A 17,635-nucleotide genomic window follows, 5' to 3' on the forward strand; every position below is an offset into this window, starting at 1 on the left:
GGGGGTGTATTGGCGGCGTGAAGCCAGTTTGTCGATGCCGGACAGGTGTCCCCGGCCCCTGTCATCGCCCTGTACTCGGCTACCACGCAAGAGCACCACTCGCATCGCCGCCGAGGCCGGGGCCCCTGCCGGGGGAGGCTCCTTGTGCGCGCGCCCAAGGTTCGACATAGCGGTTTGTGCAGCGCCTTCCTCCCTTACGTGTCGGTGGGCTGACCCCCTACTCTGACCAGTGCTTGCGAGTTACCTGTCAGTTAACAAGTCGTTGATGGGCGCACCCGGGCCCGGAGGTCAATGTGAGTTCCGCGCAGTCCCCTCTTGAAAATCGCCCGGTTTCCGTGGCGCACCTCTTTCTCTCAAGAGTCGAGGCCACACCCGACCGGGAGGCTTACCGCTATCCCGCGCCGGCCGACGACGGCGCTTCCGGCAGCGAGCAGTGGCGCTCGCTGACATGGGCGCAGACCGCTGAGCGCGTCACGGCGATCGGGGCTGGCCTGCTTGCCCTAGGGATGCAGCCCGAGGAGCGGGTGGCGATCTCCTCCTCCACTCGGGTGGAGTGGATACTGGCCGACCTGGGCGTCATGTGCGCGGGCGCGGCCGCCACCGCTGTCTACCCCAGCACCAATGCCGATGAGACGGTGTACATCCTCTCCGACTCCGGCAGCCGGGCGATCTTCGTCGAGAACGCAGCCCAGCTGGCCAAGGTGGTCGCCCACGTCGACCGCCTGCCCGAGCTGGGCCACGCGATCCTCTTCGACCCTGAGGCGGACATCCCTCAGGTGGAGGGGCTGGAGGTGCTGTCCCTCGCTGAGCTGGAAAAGCGCGGCATGGTGTATTTGGCGGAGCACCCGGACGCGATCGAGGAGACGGTCCGGGCAATCGAGCCGGAGCAGCTCGCCACCTTGATCTACACCTCCGGCACCACCGGCCGGCCGAAGGGCGTGCGCCTGGTGCACGACTGCTGGTCGTACCAGGCCGTCGCACAGGAGGCCGGCGGGCTGCTGCGCTCCGACGATGTGCAGTTTCTGTGGCTGCCGCTGTCCCACGTCTTCGGCAAGGCTCTGATCTCCGGTCAGGTCAGGACCGGTCATGTGATGGCCGTGGACGGGCGTGTCGACCACATCATCACCAACCTGCCCGCCGTGCGCCCCACCCTGATGGCGTCCGCCCCGCGGATCTTCGAGAAGGTCTACAACGGCATCGCGGGAAAGGCGAGAGCCGAGGGCGGCGCCAAGTACAAGATCTTCCTCTGGGCGGCGAAGGTCGCCCGCGACTACGCCAGGGCCGGGCAGGAGAGCATGGCGGCAACCGGAAGACGCAGCGTCCCTCTGTCGCTCGTGTTGCAGCACGCCATCGCTGACAGGCTGGTGTACGGCAAGATCCGCGCGGCCTTCGGAGGCAATCTGCGCGCCAGCGTTTCCGGCAGTGCCGCACTCGCCCCCGATATCGGCTACTTCTTCTCCGGCGCCGGCGTGCACGTCCTCGAGGGCTACGGTCTGACCGAGACCAGCGCGGGCTGCATCGTCAACCCCGCCGACGACAACCGGGTCGGCACGGTCGGCACACCGCTGCCCGGCACCGAGGTCCGCATCGCCGAGGACGGCGAGATCCTGTTGAGAGGTCCCGGCATCATGCGCGGCTACCACAACCTCCCCGAGAAAACCGCGGAGGTGCTGGAGAGCGACGGCTGGTTGCACACCGGCGACATCGGCGAGGCGGACAAGGACGGCTTCGTCCGGATCACCGACCGCAAGAAGGACGTCTTCAAGACCTCGGGCGGCAAGTACGTGGCGCCCACCGAGATCGAAGGCCGCTTCAAGGCCATCTGCCCGTTCGTCAGCAACATCCTGGTCATCGGCAACGGCCGCAACTTCTGCACCGCCCTGATCACCCTGGACGAGACCGTGATCATGCCCTGGGCGGCATCTCACGACCTCGGCAGCCGCAGCTACGCCGAGGTCGTCTCCTCGCCACAGGTCCACGAGCTGATCGACGGCTTCGTTCAGCGGGTCAACGGCGACCTGCAACGGTGGCAGACAATCAAGAAGTTCTCGGTGCTGTCGCGCGACCTCGACATCGAGCACGGTGAACTCACCCCGAGCCTCAAGGTCAAGCGGCCTGTCGTGGAGCGCGAGTACGCCGAGGTCATCGAGGGGATGTACGACGGTTCCCGCGAGGCCTGATCTCCATCTGCGCGGCCGTCCGGTACGCATTCGGCCCGCCGGACACCAAGGTGGTCGTCCGGTAGGCATCGGTGGCAATGGGTTGTGGCAGGGCCTGCTTGGCCGGGGAGTTCCTCCGGCCAGGCGACGCGGAACACCGACGGGACCCGCAGCGCGATGCAATCTAGGGGTCTGGGTCGCCTCCCGGCGCACTTCCTGGATGATCTGTTCGAACTCGGCGGGCGGCGAGGAGACGGCTGCCGGACGGCGGTTTCCGGCGCGCTTCCATCCGGAGGCCATGTTCCCCGTACAGGGGCGGTGACTGCGACCGGGTCAGTCGCCGTGGTAGAGGCGAACTGGATCGATCAGCTGGATGGCGGGGTCGTTCTCGGCGAGGTGGCGCAGTTCGTCGGTGAAGCCGGTGCCGCTGTAGCACTGCAGCCGGGTGACGTCGGTGGCGGTGCCGCGCGCGGTGAGGAGAGCACGGATGTGCTGGAGACGTTCGAGGTGGCCCTTTCCCATGACGTCGTTCCATTTGGCTTCGCCGATGGCGAGTAGTGTTTCGCGGCCGCTGTCGGTCTCGCCATGGACAGCGACGTCGACTTCGTGGCTGGTCTTGGCGGCAGGATCGTTGACGGTCCCGCTGGCGACCCTTGTGACCTGCCCGCCGTGGGTTGCGGGGGACGCGTGCCAGCGGGCCCATTCGCGGCAGACCTGTTCGAAGTGCGGGCCGACGACCTTGCTGCGGAAGGTGGACTGGGCGCGGCGCCAGACGGCGGGGGCGCGTCCGGGGCGTTCCAGATCGCCCCAGGCGGGGCGCATGACCGCATGGTAGAAGGCGATGAGAGGTTCGGCGATGCGGTAGGCGGAGCGGTTGCGGCGGAAGGCATCGGCCTCGTGGGTGATCATGCCGACGTCCTGGAGGACGCTGAGCGGGTGGGCGAGGTCGGTGGACTTGCGGCCGAGGTAGTCGGCGATGCCGCCGCGTGCGGCGTTTCCGGCGGCGATGGCGGCCAGGACGGAGTGGTAGAGCGCGGTGTCGTGGAGTTCGGGTTCCTCTGCGAGCAGGTAGCGGGCCTCGCGGAAGAGCGGACGGGCGGGATTGAGGACGGCGCGGGTGACCCAGGCGTCGAAGTCGTGGGGCCCGGCGGGGGTGTCGCCCTGGGTGAACTCGCGGCGGTAGGCGGGGGTGCCGCCGACGATGGCGTGGGTGAGCAGTGACGTGCGCGGGTCGGTGATCTCCCAGAATTCGGCGGCGAGGCGGAAGTCCAGGGTGGGGACGACGAGTTCCAGGCCGGCGCGGCCGCGCAGCGGGGCGTTGCCGGCGAGGAGTCCGCCCATGAAGGACAGGGCGGAGCCGCACAGCAGGAGCCGTACGGGGGTGTTGGTGTGCTGGGCGGCGGGGTCGAGGGCGCGCTGGATGATCGAGGGGAGGGCGGGGGAGGCCTTGGCGAGGAAGGGGAACTCGTCGATGACCGCGATGGTGGGGCCGCCCCTGTCGGCGATGCGCATGAGTTCCGTGACGGCCTCGTCCCAATGAGTGAAGCGGAACGGGGTGGGCTGGTCGCGGTGACGGGCGAGGGCTTCGCCGAACTGGCGCAAGGCGTCGGTTTCGGTGGTCTCGGTGGCGGTGAACATGAAGCCGCCGCTTGCCCGCGTGACGGCGTCCAGGAGGAAGGTCTTGCCCTGGCGGCGGCGGCCGGAGACCACACCGAGGGTGGCACGCGGGCCGGGTAGGGCGGCGAAGCGGGTCAGCTCGGCCCACTCGAAGTCGCGGTCGAACATCTCGGCGGGTTTGTCCACAGCACACCTCTGTATGGATAGGTGGGCTTATTATATCTGGACTTATTCAAGAATCCTTTTCTTTGCGTGAGTGCCCGGCGTGGGCCCCGGGCGGGGCGAAGGCAGGGGCCGAGGTGCAGGGGCGGGGTCGAGCGGAGCGCCCCCCGAACTTCCGACACCTGGACGCTGGATTTTTCGATCCAGGGGAAGTGGTCATGGTGGTAAAGCGGAAGCGTTACCTCACAGAGTTCAAGGGGACGCGGTGGATCTGGTGCGCTCCTCCAAGGACCGCTCCCTCGCTGGCATCGCCCCGAGGGCCGCCCGGACGAGCTCGGTGATGCGGCTCGGGCTGGAACGGAGCTTGCGCAGGAGCCGCCAAGCCTTGAGGGTGGCCATGGTGGTCTACCGCGGCGCGAACGTTGGCGTGAGAGACATCGACCGCCTTCTGGTTTGCGGAGAGCTGGTGCCAGCGGTCGGCCGGGGTAGACCTCATCCGTCGGCGCCCTGGTACCCCGGTAACCCGCACGACTCGCGGCCGACGATGCGCGAATCGCCCACCGCCGCCACATTGTGCTCAGCATCGCCCCGGAAGCAGCTCGCCAGCCGCGGTAGCTGGTCACTGAATCGGGCAAAGGCTCGTAAAGCAGAATCGCGTCGTCGACGTAGAGTTATCCACAGGCACTCATCGTGCCGTTCCCATCAGGTTCCCATCTGGGATAAAACGACCCTTCGTGGCGCTCACGGAGGGTCGATATGTCCCATTACCTGGTACTTTCTGGTGCCCCCGGCAGGATTCGAACCTGCGACACCCGCTTTAGGAGAGCGGTGCTCTATCCCCTGAGCTACGAAGGCGGAGGACCCCGGTAAGGTCCGGCGACTAGCCTAGCGGATACGGACTCCAACCTTGCAAGGTTTCCGTTCCTGCAGGTCAAGCCGCAGCCAGCGGTCGAGCATCCGCACGGTTGGCGCATGGTTTCCACTCCCCTTCCCCGCGACTTAGCGTGGACACATGCGTGGGGACCTGGTGACGCTGTTCCTCTGTGGCGACGTCATGCTCGGGCGCGGTGTCGATCAAATCCTTCCCCACCCCGGTGACGCGACCCTGTGGGAGCAGTACATCGCGGACGCCCGGTCCTATGTGGAGCTGGCGGAGGCGGCGAACGGGCCGGTCCCGCGACCCGTCGGGTACTCCTGGCCCTGGGGTGATGCCCTCGAGGTGCTCGACGAGGCCGCGGCCGATGTCCGGGTGGTGAATCTGGAGACGAGCGTCACGCGGAGCGACCACTTCGCGGCGGGCAAGGCGGTGCACTACCGGATGCATCCGGCCAACCTTCCCTGTCTGGTCGCCGCCCGGCCCGACGTTTGTGTGCTCGCCAACAACCATGTGCTGGACTTCGGCCGCCGGGGGCTTGAGGAGACGCTCGACTCCCTGGCCGGCGCGGGTCTGCGGGTGGTGGGGGCGGGGCGGGATGTCGACGAGGCGCGGCGGCACGCGGAGGTCGCCGTCCGCGGTGGTGCACGGGTGCTGGTGCTGTCCTTCGGGATGGCGTCCAGCGGTATTCCGCGGAGCTGGGCCGCCGCTGAGGACCGGGCCGGTGTCGACTTCGTGGCGACGGCCTCGGACGCCGCGGCGGACGCGATCGTCCGCCGGGTGCGGCAGGTGAAGCGACCGGGCGACGTGGCGGTCGCCTCCGTCCACTGGGGATCCAACTGGGGGTACGGAATCCCCAGAGGTCAGGTCCGTTTCGCGCATGCGCTGATCGACGGTGGTGTCGATGTCGTGCATGGGCACTCGTCGCACCATCCCCGCCCCCTGGAGCTGTACCGGGGGAAGCTCATCCTGTACGGCTGCGGCGACTTCATCGACGACTACGAAGGCATCACCGGCTACGAGCAGTTCCGGGACGATCTGCGGCTGCTGTATTTCGTCTCGGTGGAGCCGGACACCGGCAGGACCGCCGGCGTACGGATGGCGGCAATGCGGTCCCGGCAAATGCGGCTCCGGCACGCCTCGGGCGAAGACCGCGAGTGGCTGCGGGCGACGCTCGACCGGGTCAGCAGAGGGTTCGGGGCGCGCGTCGGACTGGCGACCGACGGGGTGCTCTGCGTGGTCGGTACATGAATCTTGACGGGGCGGGGAACGGGGCATACCGTCGCGCCCATAAGTGAGCAAGCGCTTAGAGAGGGCGACCGTGCCGCACCCCGAATCGCCCGCCCGCCGCGCGGAGACCCCTGAAGCCGTCCTCGCCGCCCCCGGCGCCCCGTTCGCCGTCGTCCGTGGGGAGGACGGCGGGCTGCTGTATGCCGACGGACCGCGCACCCTGCGGGAATTCGTCGAGGCCACATGGGCCTTCGGGGACCGGCCGTTCCTCGTCGCCGAGAGCCGGGTGTACAGCTACAGCGAGTTCTTCGCCGCCGCATCCGCGCTCGCCCGGCGGCTCGTCGAGGAGTACGGGCTGCGGCCCGGCGACCGGGCCGTCGTCGCCATGCGCAATCACCCGGAGTGGCAGATCGCCTTCTGGGCCACCCAGTTGGCGGGGCTGGTCGCCGTGCCGCTCAATGCCTGGTGGACGGAGGGCGAGTTCGCGTACGCCCTCGACGACTGCACCCCGCGGGTGCTGCTCGTCGACGGAGAGCGGCTGCCGCGTATCGACGACTGGCGCAGGCGTCACGGCGTCCCCGTCGTCGTGTTTCATCACGAGGGTGAGCCCGGCGAGGGGGTGGAGCGGTACGAGGACTTCGAGGTCCCCGATCCGACGGCCGCGCCCCCCGACGCAGAGGTGCGCGCCGAGGACGACGCCACCATCATCTATACGTCCGGGACCACCGGGCGGCCCAAGGGCGCCGTCGCCACCCAGCTCGCGCAGGCCGGGGCCGCGCTCAACCCGCGGTACTACGTCGCCGCTGCCGCCCTCGCGCGCAGGGCGATACCGGGTCAGGGGCCCGCGCCGGTGGCGCTGATGACGTTCCCGTTCTTCCATGTGGCCGCGTTCACCACGCTGTACTCGATGATGGCCGCCGGCGGGACGCTCGTACTGATGCGGAAGTGGAACGCCGAGCGGGCCCTCGCGCTCATCGAGCGGCACCGCGTCACGCACTACTCCGGCGTGCCGACCACCGCGCTCCAGTTGCTGGACGCCGCTGAGCGGACCGGGGCGCAGATGGAGACGCTCACGCACCTCGGCACGGGTGGAGCCGCCGCGCCGCCCGATCTCGTGGCGCGGCTCACTGCCCGGTACGGAGAGCGGATCGAGCCGCGCAATGGCTACGGTCTCACCGAGACCAGCGGCGGGGTGCTCGCCAACTTCGGGGCCGGATATCGGGAGAACCCGGGCAGCGTGGGCCGGGCCACCCCGGCCACCGAGGTGCGGATCGCCGGGCCGGGCGGCGAGACGCTGCCCGAAGGGCAGGTCGGGGAGCTGTGGCTGCGCGGGCAGTCCCTGGTGCGCGGGTACTGGCGCGACGAGAAGGCGACCGCCGCCGCCTTCCACGACGGCTGGTTCAGGACCGGCGACCTCGCGACCCTGCGCGAGGGCTGCGTGAGCATCGTCGACCGGCTCAAGGACATGGTCATCCGCGGCGGCGAGAACGTGTACTGCGTCGAGGTGGAGGCCGTCCTGCACGACCACACGGACGTCGTGGACGCCGCCGTACTGGGCGTGCCGCACCCGGAGCTCGGGGAGGAGGTCGCGGCCGTCGTGCAGCTGCGCCCCGGGGCCACGGTCACCGTGGATGAGCTGCGGGCCCATGTCGGCAGCACCCTCGCCGCCTTCAAGGTGCCCGCGCATGTCCTCGTACGGGACGAGCCCATGCCCCGTAATCCGACCGGGAAGATCCTCAAGCGGGAGCTGCGGGGACCCGTACAGGAAAAGGTCAGGAACGCGTGACGCGCACCCGGTAGGTGCCGCCCTTGCCCTCGCGGATCACCGTGATCCGTATGCCGTTCTTCCGGTCGATGAAGGACTGCCCCGGCCGGTACGGCGCGTCCGACAGCTCGGCGTGCACGTTGGGGCGGCGGGTGCACCCCCCGCTGCCCCGGTTGCTGTCCGAGACCGTCACCGGACCCTGCCCGGTGTCCACGTCGGACTTCACCTGGTAGATCAGTACGCCCGGTTCGCACACGGCCTCGTCGTTGCCCGCCCGTGTGCGCACCTCGACCGCGTAGCCCATGTCCTTCGTCAGCGGCACGATCGCCATCTTCGCGCCACCCGCGACGGCCAGCGGCGTCAGCGCGTACTCCGTGGTGCCCGGTGCGGACGCGCAGCCGATCTGGTCGGCGTCCAGCCAGCCCAGCTTCCATTTGTGCCAGCCCAGCAGGTCGTTGTTGGCGCCCCAGTCCTCGGACATGATGTCCCAGTGGCCGACCGCGCCCCCGCCCTCGGCGGTGTAGAGGTCGGGCAGGCCGAAGACATGGCCGTTCTCATGGGGCAGTACGCGATAGCCCGTCTCCGAGTACGACCCGGAACCGTCGTCCTGACGGCTGTAGACGAAGGACGTGTTGGCCAGCGGAACGCCGTCCGCCAGCGGGGCGTCGTCGTTGCCGGAGAAGGTCACGGAGAGCACGGTGTCCAGCGCCGAGGGTCCCGCGTTGGGTGTGACCAGGATGTTGACCAGGTCGTACGCGCTGAAGTCCACCTTCGGATCGGCCGCGGCCGCGATGTCCTGGACGAGCTGCCGGTAGCCGGGTTCATAGGGAGAGCCGCGCTCTATTCCGTACGCGGCGAACGGCATCGGCATCCGCAGCCAGTCGGTGATCGGGGCGTGCGCGCGGTAGCTGAGCCGTCCGTACGAACTGGTCCGGAACCAGTCCGCGGTCTGCGGGAAGAACTCCGCGAGCCGGTCGAGCGCCCGCCCGGTACCCGGCGAGTCCGGGAAGTCGATCATCAGGTTGAGGGCGCGGATCTCGCCGGTGGAGTGCGAGTAGCCGGGCGGGGTCGGCATGCCCTCCGACATCTGGACGCCCAGCGTCGATGCGATGCGGCACGGCCCGAGCCCGGTTTCGTCGAGGGCCACCGGTCCGGCCGAGGAACGGTTCGGGGCGGGGAGAGTGCCGCTCGCCGTCGTGAGGGCGGCGAGCGGGAGAGCTGCGAGGGCGGCGAGTCCGGCGATCCGGCGGGATCTGGCGCTGTTGCGTATCCGGCGGCGCGTCGGCTGCGGTGGCTCCATGCACCCGCCCTCGGTCCGCGGCAGCAGGCTGGGCCCTGTCTGCACTCCGTGCGATCAGCCTGTGACGGGCGGCGACGGGGCGCGCGCCGGGGTGGGCCGGTCGTGGGTTTCTTGGGCCGATATGTGTGATGCAGGTCACATCAAGCGTGGGAAATAACCGGGGATCGTTTCCCCGTTTGCATAGTCACTGCGGCGAAACGGGGAAACGATCCCCGATTACGCCGGACAAACCCGTTCGTGCGGGAGACGAGACGAGAACGAGAGGACGTGGAGCCGTGAACACCGCCGCCGCCCCCGAAGCGCGCCGCGCCCCCCGGCCGCGGGCCGACGCCCTGCGGAACCGGGAGCGCATCGTGACGGCCGCGCGCGAGATGTTCGTGGAGTTCGGGCCCGACGTCCCGCTCGACGAGATCGCGCGCCGTGCAGGTGTCGGCAACGCCACGCTCTACCGCCACTTCCCGGACCGCGCCGGGCTCCTGCGTGAGGTCGTCCTCTCCGTGATGTCCCGCACCTGCGCACAGGCGGAGCAGGCGGCGGCCGAGGAGGCCGACCCCTTCAGCGCCGTGCGCCGCTTCGTCCACGCCGCGGCCGACGAGCGGATCGGGGCGATGTGCCCGATGCTCTCCAGCGGCTTCGACAAGGACCACCCCGAACTGCTCGCCGGCCTCGACCGTCTCGACGGGGTTGTGCAGGGGCTCGTGGACCGGGCGCAGTCGGCCGGCCGGATGCGTGACGACGTCGGCATCGGCGATCTGCTCGTCGCCCTCTCCCAACTCACCCGGCCGCTGCCGGGCACCGCGTGCCTGAACATCGACCGGTTCGTACACCGCCATCTTGAGCTGTTCCTGGACGGCCTCGAAGCGCCCGCGCGCTCCGAACTGCCGGGCTCGGCCGCGACCTTGGAAGACATGCGCACCGATTAATTCAGTTGGCTTCGCAAGTCCTCCCTGACAACTCTTTACCCACGACTCCCTGACCGCGACTCCTTGACCACGGCTCTCCGACCACGACCCTCTGACACGTCCCGCTGACCTCTCCGCACCCTTAGGTGGCTACTCCCATGTCAAAAACAGCCGATAACCCCGATATATCGCTTCAGGATCCAAGTCGCTGGAAAGCCCTGGTCTTCATTGCCCTGGCCCAGCTGATGGTGGTGCTGGACGCGACGATCGTGAACATCGCGCTCCCTCACGCCCAGTTGGACCTGGGCATCTCCGACGGGAACAAGCAGTGGGTCATCACGGCCTACGCCCTGGCTTTCGGCGGACTCCTGCTCTTCGGCGGGCGCATCGCCGACCTGTGGGGCCGTAAGCGCACCTTCGTCGTCGGACTGCTCGGCTTCGCGGCTGCTTCCGCGCTCGGTGGCGCGGCCACGGGTGAGGCGATGATGTTCGGCTCCCGGGCCCTGCAGGGTGCCTTCGGTGCGCTTCTCGCGCCTGCCGCGCTCTCGCTGCTCGCGGTGATGTTCACCGACGCCAAGGAGCGCGCCAAGGCCTTCGGCATCTACGGCGCGATCGCCGGTGGTGGCGGCGCCGTCGGCCTGATCCTCGGCGGTGTCCTGACCGAGTACCTCAACTGGCGCTGGACGTTCTTCGTCAACATCCCGTTCGCGATCATCGCCGCTGCCGGCGCGTACTTCGTCATCCGTGAGCCGGCCGGCACCCGCAACCGCTCCACGCTCGACATCCCCGGCGTGGTCCTGTCCACCCTGGGCCTGGTCACGCTCGTCTACGGCTTCACGCGCGCCGAGTCCGCCGGCTGGTCCGACGGTCTGACCGTGAGCATGTTCATCGCATCCGCGGTGCTGCTCGCCGCGTTCGTCTTCACCGAGTCCAAGGTCAAGTCGCCGCTGCTGCCGCTGCGCGTCCTGACCGAGCGCAACCGCGGTGGTGTCTATCTGTCGCTGGGCCTCGCGATCATCGCGATGTTCGGGCTCTTTCTCTTCCTCACCTACTACCTGCAGATCGTGAAGGGCTACTCGCCCGTCATGACCGGCTTCGCGTTCCTCCCGATGATCGCGGGCATGATCGTCGGCTCGACGCAGATCGGTGCGCGGCTGATGACCCGGGTCGCGCCGCGGCTGCTGATGGGTCCGGGCTTCCTGGTCGCCGGTACCGGCATGCTGATGCTGACCCAGCTGGAGGTCGGGAGCTCGTACGCCGGTCTGATCCTGCCGGCGCAGGTGCTGCTGGGTCTGGGCATGGGTACGGCCTTCATGCCCGCCATGTCGCTGGCCACGCACGGCGTGCGTCCGGAGGACGCCGGAGTGGCGTCCGCGATGGTCAACACCTCGCAGCAGGTCGGCGGTGCCATCGGTACGGCGTTGCTGAACACCATCGCCGCTTCGGCCACGACCGCGTACATCACCTCGCACGCGGCGGGCGCCACCAACCAGAAGCTGCTCCAGGCGCAGGCCATGGTGCACGGTTACTCGAACGCCATCTGGTGGGCGGTCGGCATCCTCGTGACCGCCGGGACGATCGCGTTCACGCTGATCAACACCGGCCGGCCGGGGGCCGGTTCGGTCACCGCCGCCTCGGGTGACGGTGTCGAGGACGAGGTCAAGATCCCCGTCGTCGCACACTGAGACGCACTGAAGGTGCGCTGAGGTGCGCTGAGAGGTCATTGAGCGGACAGGGCCCCGCCCGGGTGGAACCTTGAACCCGGGCGGGGCCCTTCGCGTGCTGTGCGACGACCAGGGCCGGCGCCGGCAGGGTCAGCGCAACCAGGGCAGGTCCGCGCCGGAGTCCCGCGGCTGGAGCCCCTCGGCCAGGATCCCCATGATCTCGCCGAGCTGTCCGACCTGCTCGGCCGTGAGCCGGTCGAACATCGCCTGGCGTACGGCCTCGACATGGCCGGGAGCCGTACGCTCCAGGACCTTGAAGCCTTCGTCCGTCAGCACCGCGTTCTGCCCGCGCTTGTCGGAGGGGCAGTCCTCGCGGCGCACCCAGCCGTTCTTCTCCAGCCGTGCGATGGCATGCGAGAGCCGGGACCGGGTGATCTTGGCGTCGATGGCCAGCTCCGTCATCCGCATGCGGCGGTGCGGGGCCTGGGAGAGCTGGACGAGCAGCCCGTAGTAGATGTGCGGCATCCCGGCGTCGCGCTGCAGCTGGCGGTCGAGGTGGTCCTCGAGGAGGGTGGTGGCGTGCAGATATGCGCGCCACGCGCGCTGTTCGTCCTCGCTGAGCCAGCGCGGCTCGCGCTCGCTCCCGCCGTTGGATGCCGTATTCATGTATCCCACTCTACGACCTATTCTTGAAAGTTGAACTATATGGAGTTATAGTCGATGTCAGCTTGAAAGTTCAAGTAGATCGGGAGCCGTCATGAATGCCACCTCAGCCGCGGGGCGCATGCCCGCCCTCTATCTCTCCCATGGCGCCCCGCCGCTCGCCGACGACCCCGTCTGGCCCGGCGAGCTCGCCGCCTGGTCCGCGGACCTGCCGCGCCCCCGCGCGATCCTGATGGTCTCCGCCCACTGGGAGGAGGCCCCGCTCGCGATCGGCGCCACCGAGCGCGCGCCGCTGGTGTACGACTTCTGGGGCTTCCCCGAGCACTACTACCAGGTACGGTACGATGCGCCCGGCGCGCCCGAACTGGCCGAATCCGTACGGAAGTTGCTGGGCCGCGCCGATACGCCGGTGCAGGACGTCCCGGACCGCGGGCTCGACCACGGTGCGTACGTCCCGCTGGTGGAGATGTTCCCGGGTGCCGACATCCCCGTACTGCAGATCTCCATGCCGACGCTCGACCCGCAGAAGCTGATGGAGATCGGGCGCAGGCTCGCGCCGCTGCGGGACGAGGGCGTGCTGATCGTCGGCAGCGGCTTCTTCACGCACAATCTGGCCGCGATGCGGCATCAGGGGACTCCCGGCTGGTCGGCGGAGTTCGACGACTGGGGGCGGCGGGCGCTCGCGACGGCGGATGTGGACGCGCTGCTGGACTTCGAGAACAAGGCCCCGGCCGGACGGTTGGCTCATCCGCGGACCGAGCACTTCGCGCCGCTGTTCGTCACGCTGGGAGCGTCTCAGGACGAGCTCAAGAGCGGGCGGAGTGTGATCGACGGCTTCTGGATGGGCCTGGCGAAGCGTTCCGTCCAATTCGGTTAGAAAAGGTTGCTGAGCCTGACCGGCGCGGGGTGAGCGCGCCGCGGCGGGCACCGTAACGGGCCCCGGCCTAGGCCTCGGGGCCCAGCTTCTTCTCGTACCAGGCGACGTCCCAGTACCGGCCGAACTTCCTGCCCACCTCTTCGTACGTGCCGATGTGGCGGAAGCCGAAGCGGGCATGCAGCCGGGCCGAGGCCTCGTTCGGCTGGGCGATACCGGCGTAGGCGCGGTGGAGGTCCTCGCCCTCCAGTGCCTTGAAGAGAGCCTCGTAGAGAAGCGTGCCGATGCCACGGCCCGCCGCATCGGGCGCGCAGTAGACGCTGACCTCGACCGACGTCGAGTACGCGGGCTTTGGCCGGAACGGGCTGCTCGTCGCGTAGCCCAGAATCCCGGCGCTCGTGGATGTGTCCACAAATCGGACATCCTGAGCAACCAGAAGGCGGTGCGGGCCGTCTTCTGGGTAGGAGTGCAGCCATGGGCGGCGCTGCTCGGGCGTGAAGGCGGAGGTGTCGAATGTGACGGCCGTCTCACGCACGTAGTGGTTGTAGAGCTCGGTGAGGGCCTCGAGATCGGCCTCGGTGCCCGCTCTGACCTGCACCTCTGTGTGTTTCTGCGGCACTCGTCCTCCCCTGTGGCCGGACAGGGTACTGCAAGATCACGAAAATCGTTGAGCCGCGTGGGAATTCTGTCCCGATTCCAGTCGTTGTTTCCATCGGATGCAGGGCACCCGAGAGGGTGTCGCGACGTACTCATGTAAGGGAGCTCGCATGGCAACCCGTGCCGTCGCCCGTCGTCAGTCCGCCTCCAGTGGGGCCGGCCGGGCAAGCAGCGTTCGCGCCGTGGGCGGGGAGATCGCCGACCGCGACCTGGTCGGCATGTATCTCGACGAGATCGCGCGTACGCCGCTGCTTGATGCCGCCAAGGAAGTAGAGCTGTCGCAGACGATCGAGGCGGGTGTGTACGCCCGGCAGATCCTCGACGGGGAGGTGGAGAGCGACGCGGGCGGCGCGACGCGCGAAGAGCTGGAGGCGCTGGTCGCCGAGGGGGAGCGCGCGAAGGACGTCTTCATCCGCTCCAACCTGCGCCTGGTGGTGGCCGTGGCGCGGCGCTATCCGCGCAGCGGGCTGCCTCTCCTCGACCTGATCCAGGAGGGCAACGCGGGTCTGGTCCGCGCGGTCGAGAAGTTCGACTACGCCAAGGGCTTCAAGTTCTCGACGTACGCCACGTGGTGGATCCGGCAGGCGATCACCCGCTCCATAGCCGACCAGTCCCGCACGATCCGGCTCCCCGTCCACCTGGTGGAGGAGCTCGGACGGATACGCCGTGTCCAGCGCGAGTTCAACCGCGAGAACGGCCGGGACCCGGAGCCGGCGGAGATCGCGCAGGAGCTCGGCTCGACCCCGGAGCGTGTGACGGACGTGCTCGACTGGGCGCGCGACCCGGTCAGCCTGAACATGTCGGTGGACGACGCCGGTGAGACGCAGTTCGGCGACCTGCTGGAGGACACGTCCGCGATCTCGCCGGAGCAGTCGGTGCTCTCGCTGCTGCGCAGCGAGGGGCTGGACGACCTGATCGGCAAGCTGGACAACCGTACGGCGTCGATCATCCGGATGCGGTACGGCATCGAGGACGGACGTGAGCGCACGCTGACGGAGGTCGGCAAGGAGCACGGCCTGACGCGCGAGCGGATCCGCCAGATCGAGAAGCACGCGCTGCTGGAGCTGAAGCGGATGGCACGCGACACGGGCTTCGACGCGGCGGCGTAACGCCGCCACGTCGACCAGAGCTGGGCCCCGGCACCCTCCCCCCCCGGTGCTGGGGTCCTTTCCTGTGCGGCTCCCCATCCGGTCCTGCACGGCTCACCCACCCGGCCGCGTCACCCCGTCGCGCGGCTCAGGCGTGCGCCCAGGTCCGTCACGTACTCCACCAGGCCGGGCGGGCCGTGGACCGTGAACTCGCAGTCCACCAGGGCCAGTCGGAGAGCCAGCCACTCCAGCGAGTCCGCCGTCCTCGTCCGCAGACGGCAGGTTTCCTCGCCGGCCGGGGCCGGCGCGCCCAGGTGGTCCGGGAGACGCGCGGCGACGAAGGACGCCGGGGCCTCGAAGGTCACGTCCACCTCGTGTTCCGGCTGGCGGGACATCGAGTGGCCGAGCAGTTCCGTCGCGCTCGCCGTCGGCAGCTCCCGCGGAGCGAACCGCGCCCCCGTCGCGAACGGCTCGGACACCCGGTCCACCCGGAACGTACGCCAGTCCTCCCGGCCCATGTCGTACGCGACCAGATACCACCGGCGGCCCGTCGAGACCAGGCGGTACGGCTCCACCTGGCGCTTCGTCTCCGAGCCGTCCCCCGCGCGGTAGCCGAAGCGCAGCCGCTCACGTCCCGTCGCCGCCCCGGCGATCACCGTCAGCGTCTGAGGGTCGATCGTCGCGCCGTCGCCGCGGGTCAGCGGGATCGTCGCCGCCTGCAGTGTGGTGACCCGGTGCCGCAGCCGGGACGGCAGCACCTGCTCCAGCTTGGCGAGCGCCCGTACGGAGGCTTCCTCGATGCCCTCGATCGCATGGCCCGCCCCCGCCCGCAGGCCGACCGCGATCGCGACCGCCTCCTCGTCGTCGAGGAGCAGCGGCGGCATCGCGGCCCCGGCGACCAGGCGGTAGCCGCCCTCCGCGCCCTTCGTCGCCTCGACCGGATAACCGAGGTCCCGCAGCCGGTCGATGTCGCGCCGGATCGTCCGCGGACTCACCTCAAGGCGCTCGGCGAGCTCGCTGCCCGGCCATTCGCGCGGAGTCTGGAGGAGGGAGAGCAGATTCAGCAGTCGTGCCGGAGTGTCCGTCATGTTTCCAGGATGCCAGCCAACTAGGACGTGACCTGACCTATATGGCCGCTACCTTTCTTGCCATGAGTTCACAGTCCGCCGTACCGAGTACGGCTTCAGACCGCCGCCGATGGATCGCGCTCGCCATCGTCATGACCGCGGCCTTCATGGACCTGGTCGACGTCACCATCGTCAATATCGCGATCCCGAGCATCGAGAAGGATCTCGGGGCGTCCTTCGGCGCGATCCAGTGGATCACCGCCGGATACGCGCTCGCCTTCGCCGCCGGTCTGATCACGGGCGGCCGGCTCGGTGACATCTACGGCCGCAAGCGGCTGTTCCTGATAGGGATCACCGGCTTCACGCTCGCCTCCGCGCTCTGCGGCTTCGCCGCGAACGAGGAGATGCTGGTCGCCTCCCGCCTGCTGCAGGGTGCGGCCGCCGCGATGATGGTGCCGCAGGTGCTCGCGATCATCCATGTCACCTTCCCGGCGCACGAACGCGGCAAGGTCTTCGGGATGTTCGGCGCGATCATCGGCCTCGGCGCGGTGTCGGGACCGCTGCTCGGCGCACTGCTGACCCAGTGGAACCTCTTCGGCCTCGAATGGCGGCCGATCTTCCTGATCAACCTGCCGGTGGGCATCGCCGGGCTGATCCTGGGCCGGAAGTTCATCAGCGAGTCCCGCGCCCCGGAGGCGCTCCGGCTCGACCTGGTGGGCGTCGCGCTCGTCACCCTCGGTCTGCTGATGCTGATCTACCCGCTGACCCGCGGCCGCGAGCTGGGCTGGCCGCTCTGGGGCCATCTGTGCATGGCCGGCAGCCTGGTCGTCTTCGCCGCGTTCGTGGCGTACGAGAAGCACAAGACGCGCAAGGACGGCTCGCCGCTCGTCGAGCTGTCGCTGTTCAAGGTGAAGAGCTTCGCCGCCGGCATCGCCGTGCAGCTCACCTTCGGGATCGCCTGCGGGATCTTCTTCCTGGTCTGGACGCTGTACATGCAGATAGGTCTGGGCTGGAGCCCGCTGCGTGCGGGTCTGACCGGCGTCCCGTTCTCGATCGCGGTCTCGACGGCCGCCGGGATGTCCGTACAGAAGCTGGTGCCCCGCTTCGGCCGGAAGGTACTGCAGGCGGGCGCGGTGACGATGGCCGCGGGTCTGCTGCTCTACATCTGGGAGGCCGGGCGCTACGGCACCGGGATCCACTCCTGGCAGATGGCGCTGCCGTTGGTGGTCATGGGCGTCGGCATGGGTCTGATCGTGGCTCCGCTGACGGACGCGGTGCTGTCGGACGTGCCGCGCGAGCACTCCGGCTCGGCGTCCGGACTGATCAACACCACCATGCAGATGGGCAATGCGCTGGGGCTGGGTCTTGTCTCGGTGGTCTTCTTCGGCTCGATCGACGACCGGATGGCGCCGAGCGCGGTCGGGACGGTGTTCGCGGAGGCGTTCCAGAACTCGCTGTGGTGGGTGGTTGCGGTGCTGGCCGTGATCTTCGCGGTGATGTTCGCGCTGCCGGCGCGGCCGAAGCAGCATGTGGAAGGCGCGGAGACGGACGCTGTCGAGGCTGCCGTGGAGCCCGCGCTCGCCCACTGAGGCGTATGCCTGCGGGAAGTGAGG

General features: G+C 69.1%; 13 protein-coding genes and 1 tRNA gene. 8 read left to right on the top strand and 6 right to left on the bottom strand.

What is annotated here, in order from left to right:
- Positions 1-293 precede the first annotated feature (293 nt).
- Positions 294-2,180, top strand: coding sequence for an AMP-dependent synthetase/ligase (locus ACQEVG_RS02530; RefSeq protein ID WP_432976301.1), 1,887 nt, complete (start codon positions 294-296; stop codon positions 2,178-2,180).
- A 312-nt stretch (positions 2,181-2,492) separates the two neighbouring features.
- On the opposite strand, the gene ACQEVG_RS02535 is transcribed toward ACQEVG_RS02530, so the two are convergent.
- Both ACQEVG_RS02535 and ACQEVG_RS02540 read right to left on the bottom strand, forming a co-directional pair.
- Positions 2,493-3,944, bottom strand: a complete 1,452-nt coding sequence (locus ACQEVG_RS02535) for an AAA family ATPase (protein ID WP_432984976.1) — start codon at positions 3,942-3,944, stop codon at positions 2,493-2,495.
- A gap of 773 nt (positions 3,945-4,717) precedes the next feature.
- Positions 4,718-4,793 (bottom strand) — tRNA-Arg (locus tag ACQEVG_RS02540).
- A gap of 157 nt (positions 4,794-4,950) precedes the next feature.
- Here ACQEVG_RS02540 and ACQEVG_RS02545 point away from each other — a divergent pair.
- Entirely contained in the window at positions 4,951-6,063 is a 1,113-nt protein-coding gene (locus tag ACQEVG_RS02545) for a CapA family protein (RefSeq protein WP_432976304.1), read from the top strand.
- Between the two features lie 70 nt (positions 6,064-6,133).
- Complete coding sequence (locus tag ACQEVG_RS02550) at positions 6,134-7,828, top strand: class I adenylate-forming enzyme family protein (protein ID WP_432984979.1); 1,695 nt, start codon at positions 6,134-6,136, stop codon at positions 7,826-7,828.
- Here ACQEVG_RS02550 and ACQEVG_RS02555 read toward each other — a convergent pair.
- Positions 7,815-9,107, bottom strand: coding sequence for a M6 family metalloprotease domain-containing protein (locus ACQEVG_RS02555; protein WP_432976307.1), 1,293 nt, complete (start codon positions 9,105-9,107; stop codon positions 7,815-7,817). The genes ACQEVG_RS02550 and ACQEVG_RS02555 overlap by 14 nt on opposite strands.
- A 275-nt stretch (positions 9,108-9,382) precedes the next feature.
- Between ACQEVG_RS02555 and ACQEVG_RS02560 the strand changes: the two genes are divergently transcribed.
- The gene (locus ACQEVG_RS02560) at positions 9,383-10,030 is read left to right on the top strand and encodes a TetR/AcrR family transcriptional regulator (RefSeq protein WP_432976310.1); all 648 of its coding nucleotides are present in this window, start codon (positions 9,383-9,385) and stop codon (positions 10,028-10,030) included.
- 137 nt (positions 10,031-10,167) lie between these two features.
- Complete coding sequence (locus ACQEVG_RS02565) at positions 10,168-11,694, top strand: MFS transporter (RefSeq protein ID WP_432976313.1); 1,527 nt, start codon at positions 10,168-10,170, stop codon at positions 11,692-11,694.
- 129 nt (positions 11,695-11,823) lie between these two features.
- Here ACQEVG_RS02565 and ACQEVG_RS02570 read toward each other — a convergent pair whose 3' ends face one another.
- Positions 11,824-12,348 carry a MarR family winged helix-turn-helix transcriptional regulator gene (locus ACQEVG_RS02570; RefSeq protein WP_432976316.1) on the bottom strand — a complete coding sequence of 175 codons (525 nt, stop codon included), beginning with the start codon at positions 12,346-12,348 and terminating at the stop codon, positions 11,824-11,826.
- An 82-nt stretch (positions 12,349-12,430) separates the two neighbouring features.
- Here ACQEVG_RS02570 and ACQEVG_RS02575 point away from each other — a divergent pair, with 82 nt between their 5' ends.
- Positions 12,431-13,213 carry a dioxygenase family protein gene (locus tag ACQEVG_RS02575; RefSeq protein ID WP_432976319.1) on the top strand — a complete coding sequence of 261 codons (783 nt, stop codon included), beginning with the start codon at positions 12,431-12,433 and terminating at the stop codon, positions 13,211-13,213.
- 67 nt (positions 13,214-13,280) lie between these two features.
- On the opposite strand, the gene ACQEVG_RS02580 is transcribed toward ACQEVG_RS02575, so the two are convergent.
- On the bottom strand, positions 13,281-13,829 hold the full coding sequence (locus tag ACQEVG_RS02580) for an N-acetyltransferase family protein (RefSeq protein ID WP_432976322.1): 549 nt from the start codon (positions 13,827-13,829) through the stop codon (positions 13,281-13,283).
- A gap of 148 nt (positions 13,830-13,977) precedes the next feature.
- Here ACQEVG_RS02580 and ACQEVG_RS02585 point away from each other — a divergent pair, with 148 nt between their 5' ends.
- Entirely contained in the window at positions 13,978-14,976 is a 999-nt protein-coding gene (locus ACQEVG_RS02585; RefSeq protein ID WP_432976325.1) for a sigma-70 family RNA polymerase sigma factor, read from the top strand.
- Positions 14,977-15,086: 110 nt separating this feature from the next.
- Here the strand turns inward: ACQEVG_RS02585 and ACQEVG_RS02590 are convergent, their stop codons facing one another.
- Positions 15,087-16,043: a helix-turn-helix transcriptional regulator gene (locus ACQEVG_RS02590; protein ID WP_432976328.1), complete on the bottom strand. Its 957-nt coding sequence runs from the start codon at positions 16,041-16,043 to the stop codon at positions 15,087-15,089.
- A 62-nt stretch (positions 16,044-16,105) separates the two neighbouring features.
- On the opposite strand from ACQEVG_RS02590, the gene ACQEVG_RS02595 reads away from it, so the two are divergent.
- Positions 16,106-17,611, top strand: coding sequence for an MFS transporter (locus ACQEVG_RS02595; RefSeq protein ID WP_432976331.1), 1,506 nt, complete (start codon positions 16,106-16,108; stop codon positions 17,609-17,611).
- Positions 17,612-17,635: the final 24 nt, after the last annotated feature.

Source organism: Streptomyces sp. CA-135486 (genome assembly GCF_050936555.1).
GTDB lineage: Bacteria > Actinomycetota > Actinomycetes > Streptomycetales > Streptomycetaceae > Streptomyces.

Excerpts from the sequence above, each read along its gene's own strand:
- ACQEVG_RS02535 (WP_432984976.1), bottom strand. The coding sequence starts at position 3,944 with ATGTTCGACCGCGACTTCGAGTGGGCCGAGCTGACCCGCTTCGCCGCC.
- ACQEVG_RS02545 (WP_432976304.1), top strand. The coding sequence starts at position 4,951 with ATGCGTGGGGACCTGGTGACGCTGTTCCTCTGTGGCGACGTCATGCTC.
- ACQEVG_RS02555 (WP_432976307.1), bottom strand. The coding sequence starts at position 9,107 with ATGGAGCCACCGCAGCCGACGCGCCGCCGGATACGCAACAGCGCCAGA.
- ACQEVG_RS02565 (WP_432976313.1), top strand. The coding sequence starts at position 10,168 with ATGTCAAAAACAGCCGATAACCCCGATATATCGCTTCAGGATCCAAGT.
- ACQEVG_RS02575 (WP_432976319.1), top strand. The coding sequence starts at position 12,431 with ATGAATGCCACCTCAGCCGCGGGGCGCATGCCCGCCCTCTATCTCTCC.
- ACQEVG_RS02585 (WP_432976325.1), top strand. The coding sequence starts at position 13,978 with ATGGCAACCCGTGCCGTCGCCCGTCGTCAGTCCGCCTCCAGTGGGGCC.
- ACQEVG_RS02590 (WP_432976328.1), bottom strand. The coding sequence starts at position 16,043 with ATGACGGACACTCCGGCACGACTGCTGAATCTGCTCTCCCTCCTCCAG.
- ACQEVG_RS02595 (WP_432976331.1), top strand. The coding sequence starts at position 16,106 with ATGAGTTCACAGTCCGCCGTACCGAGTACGGCTTCAGACCGCCGCCGA.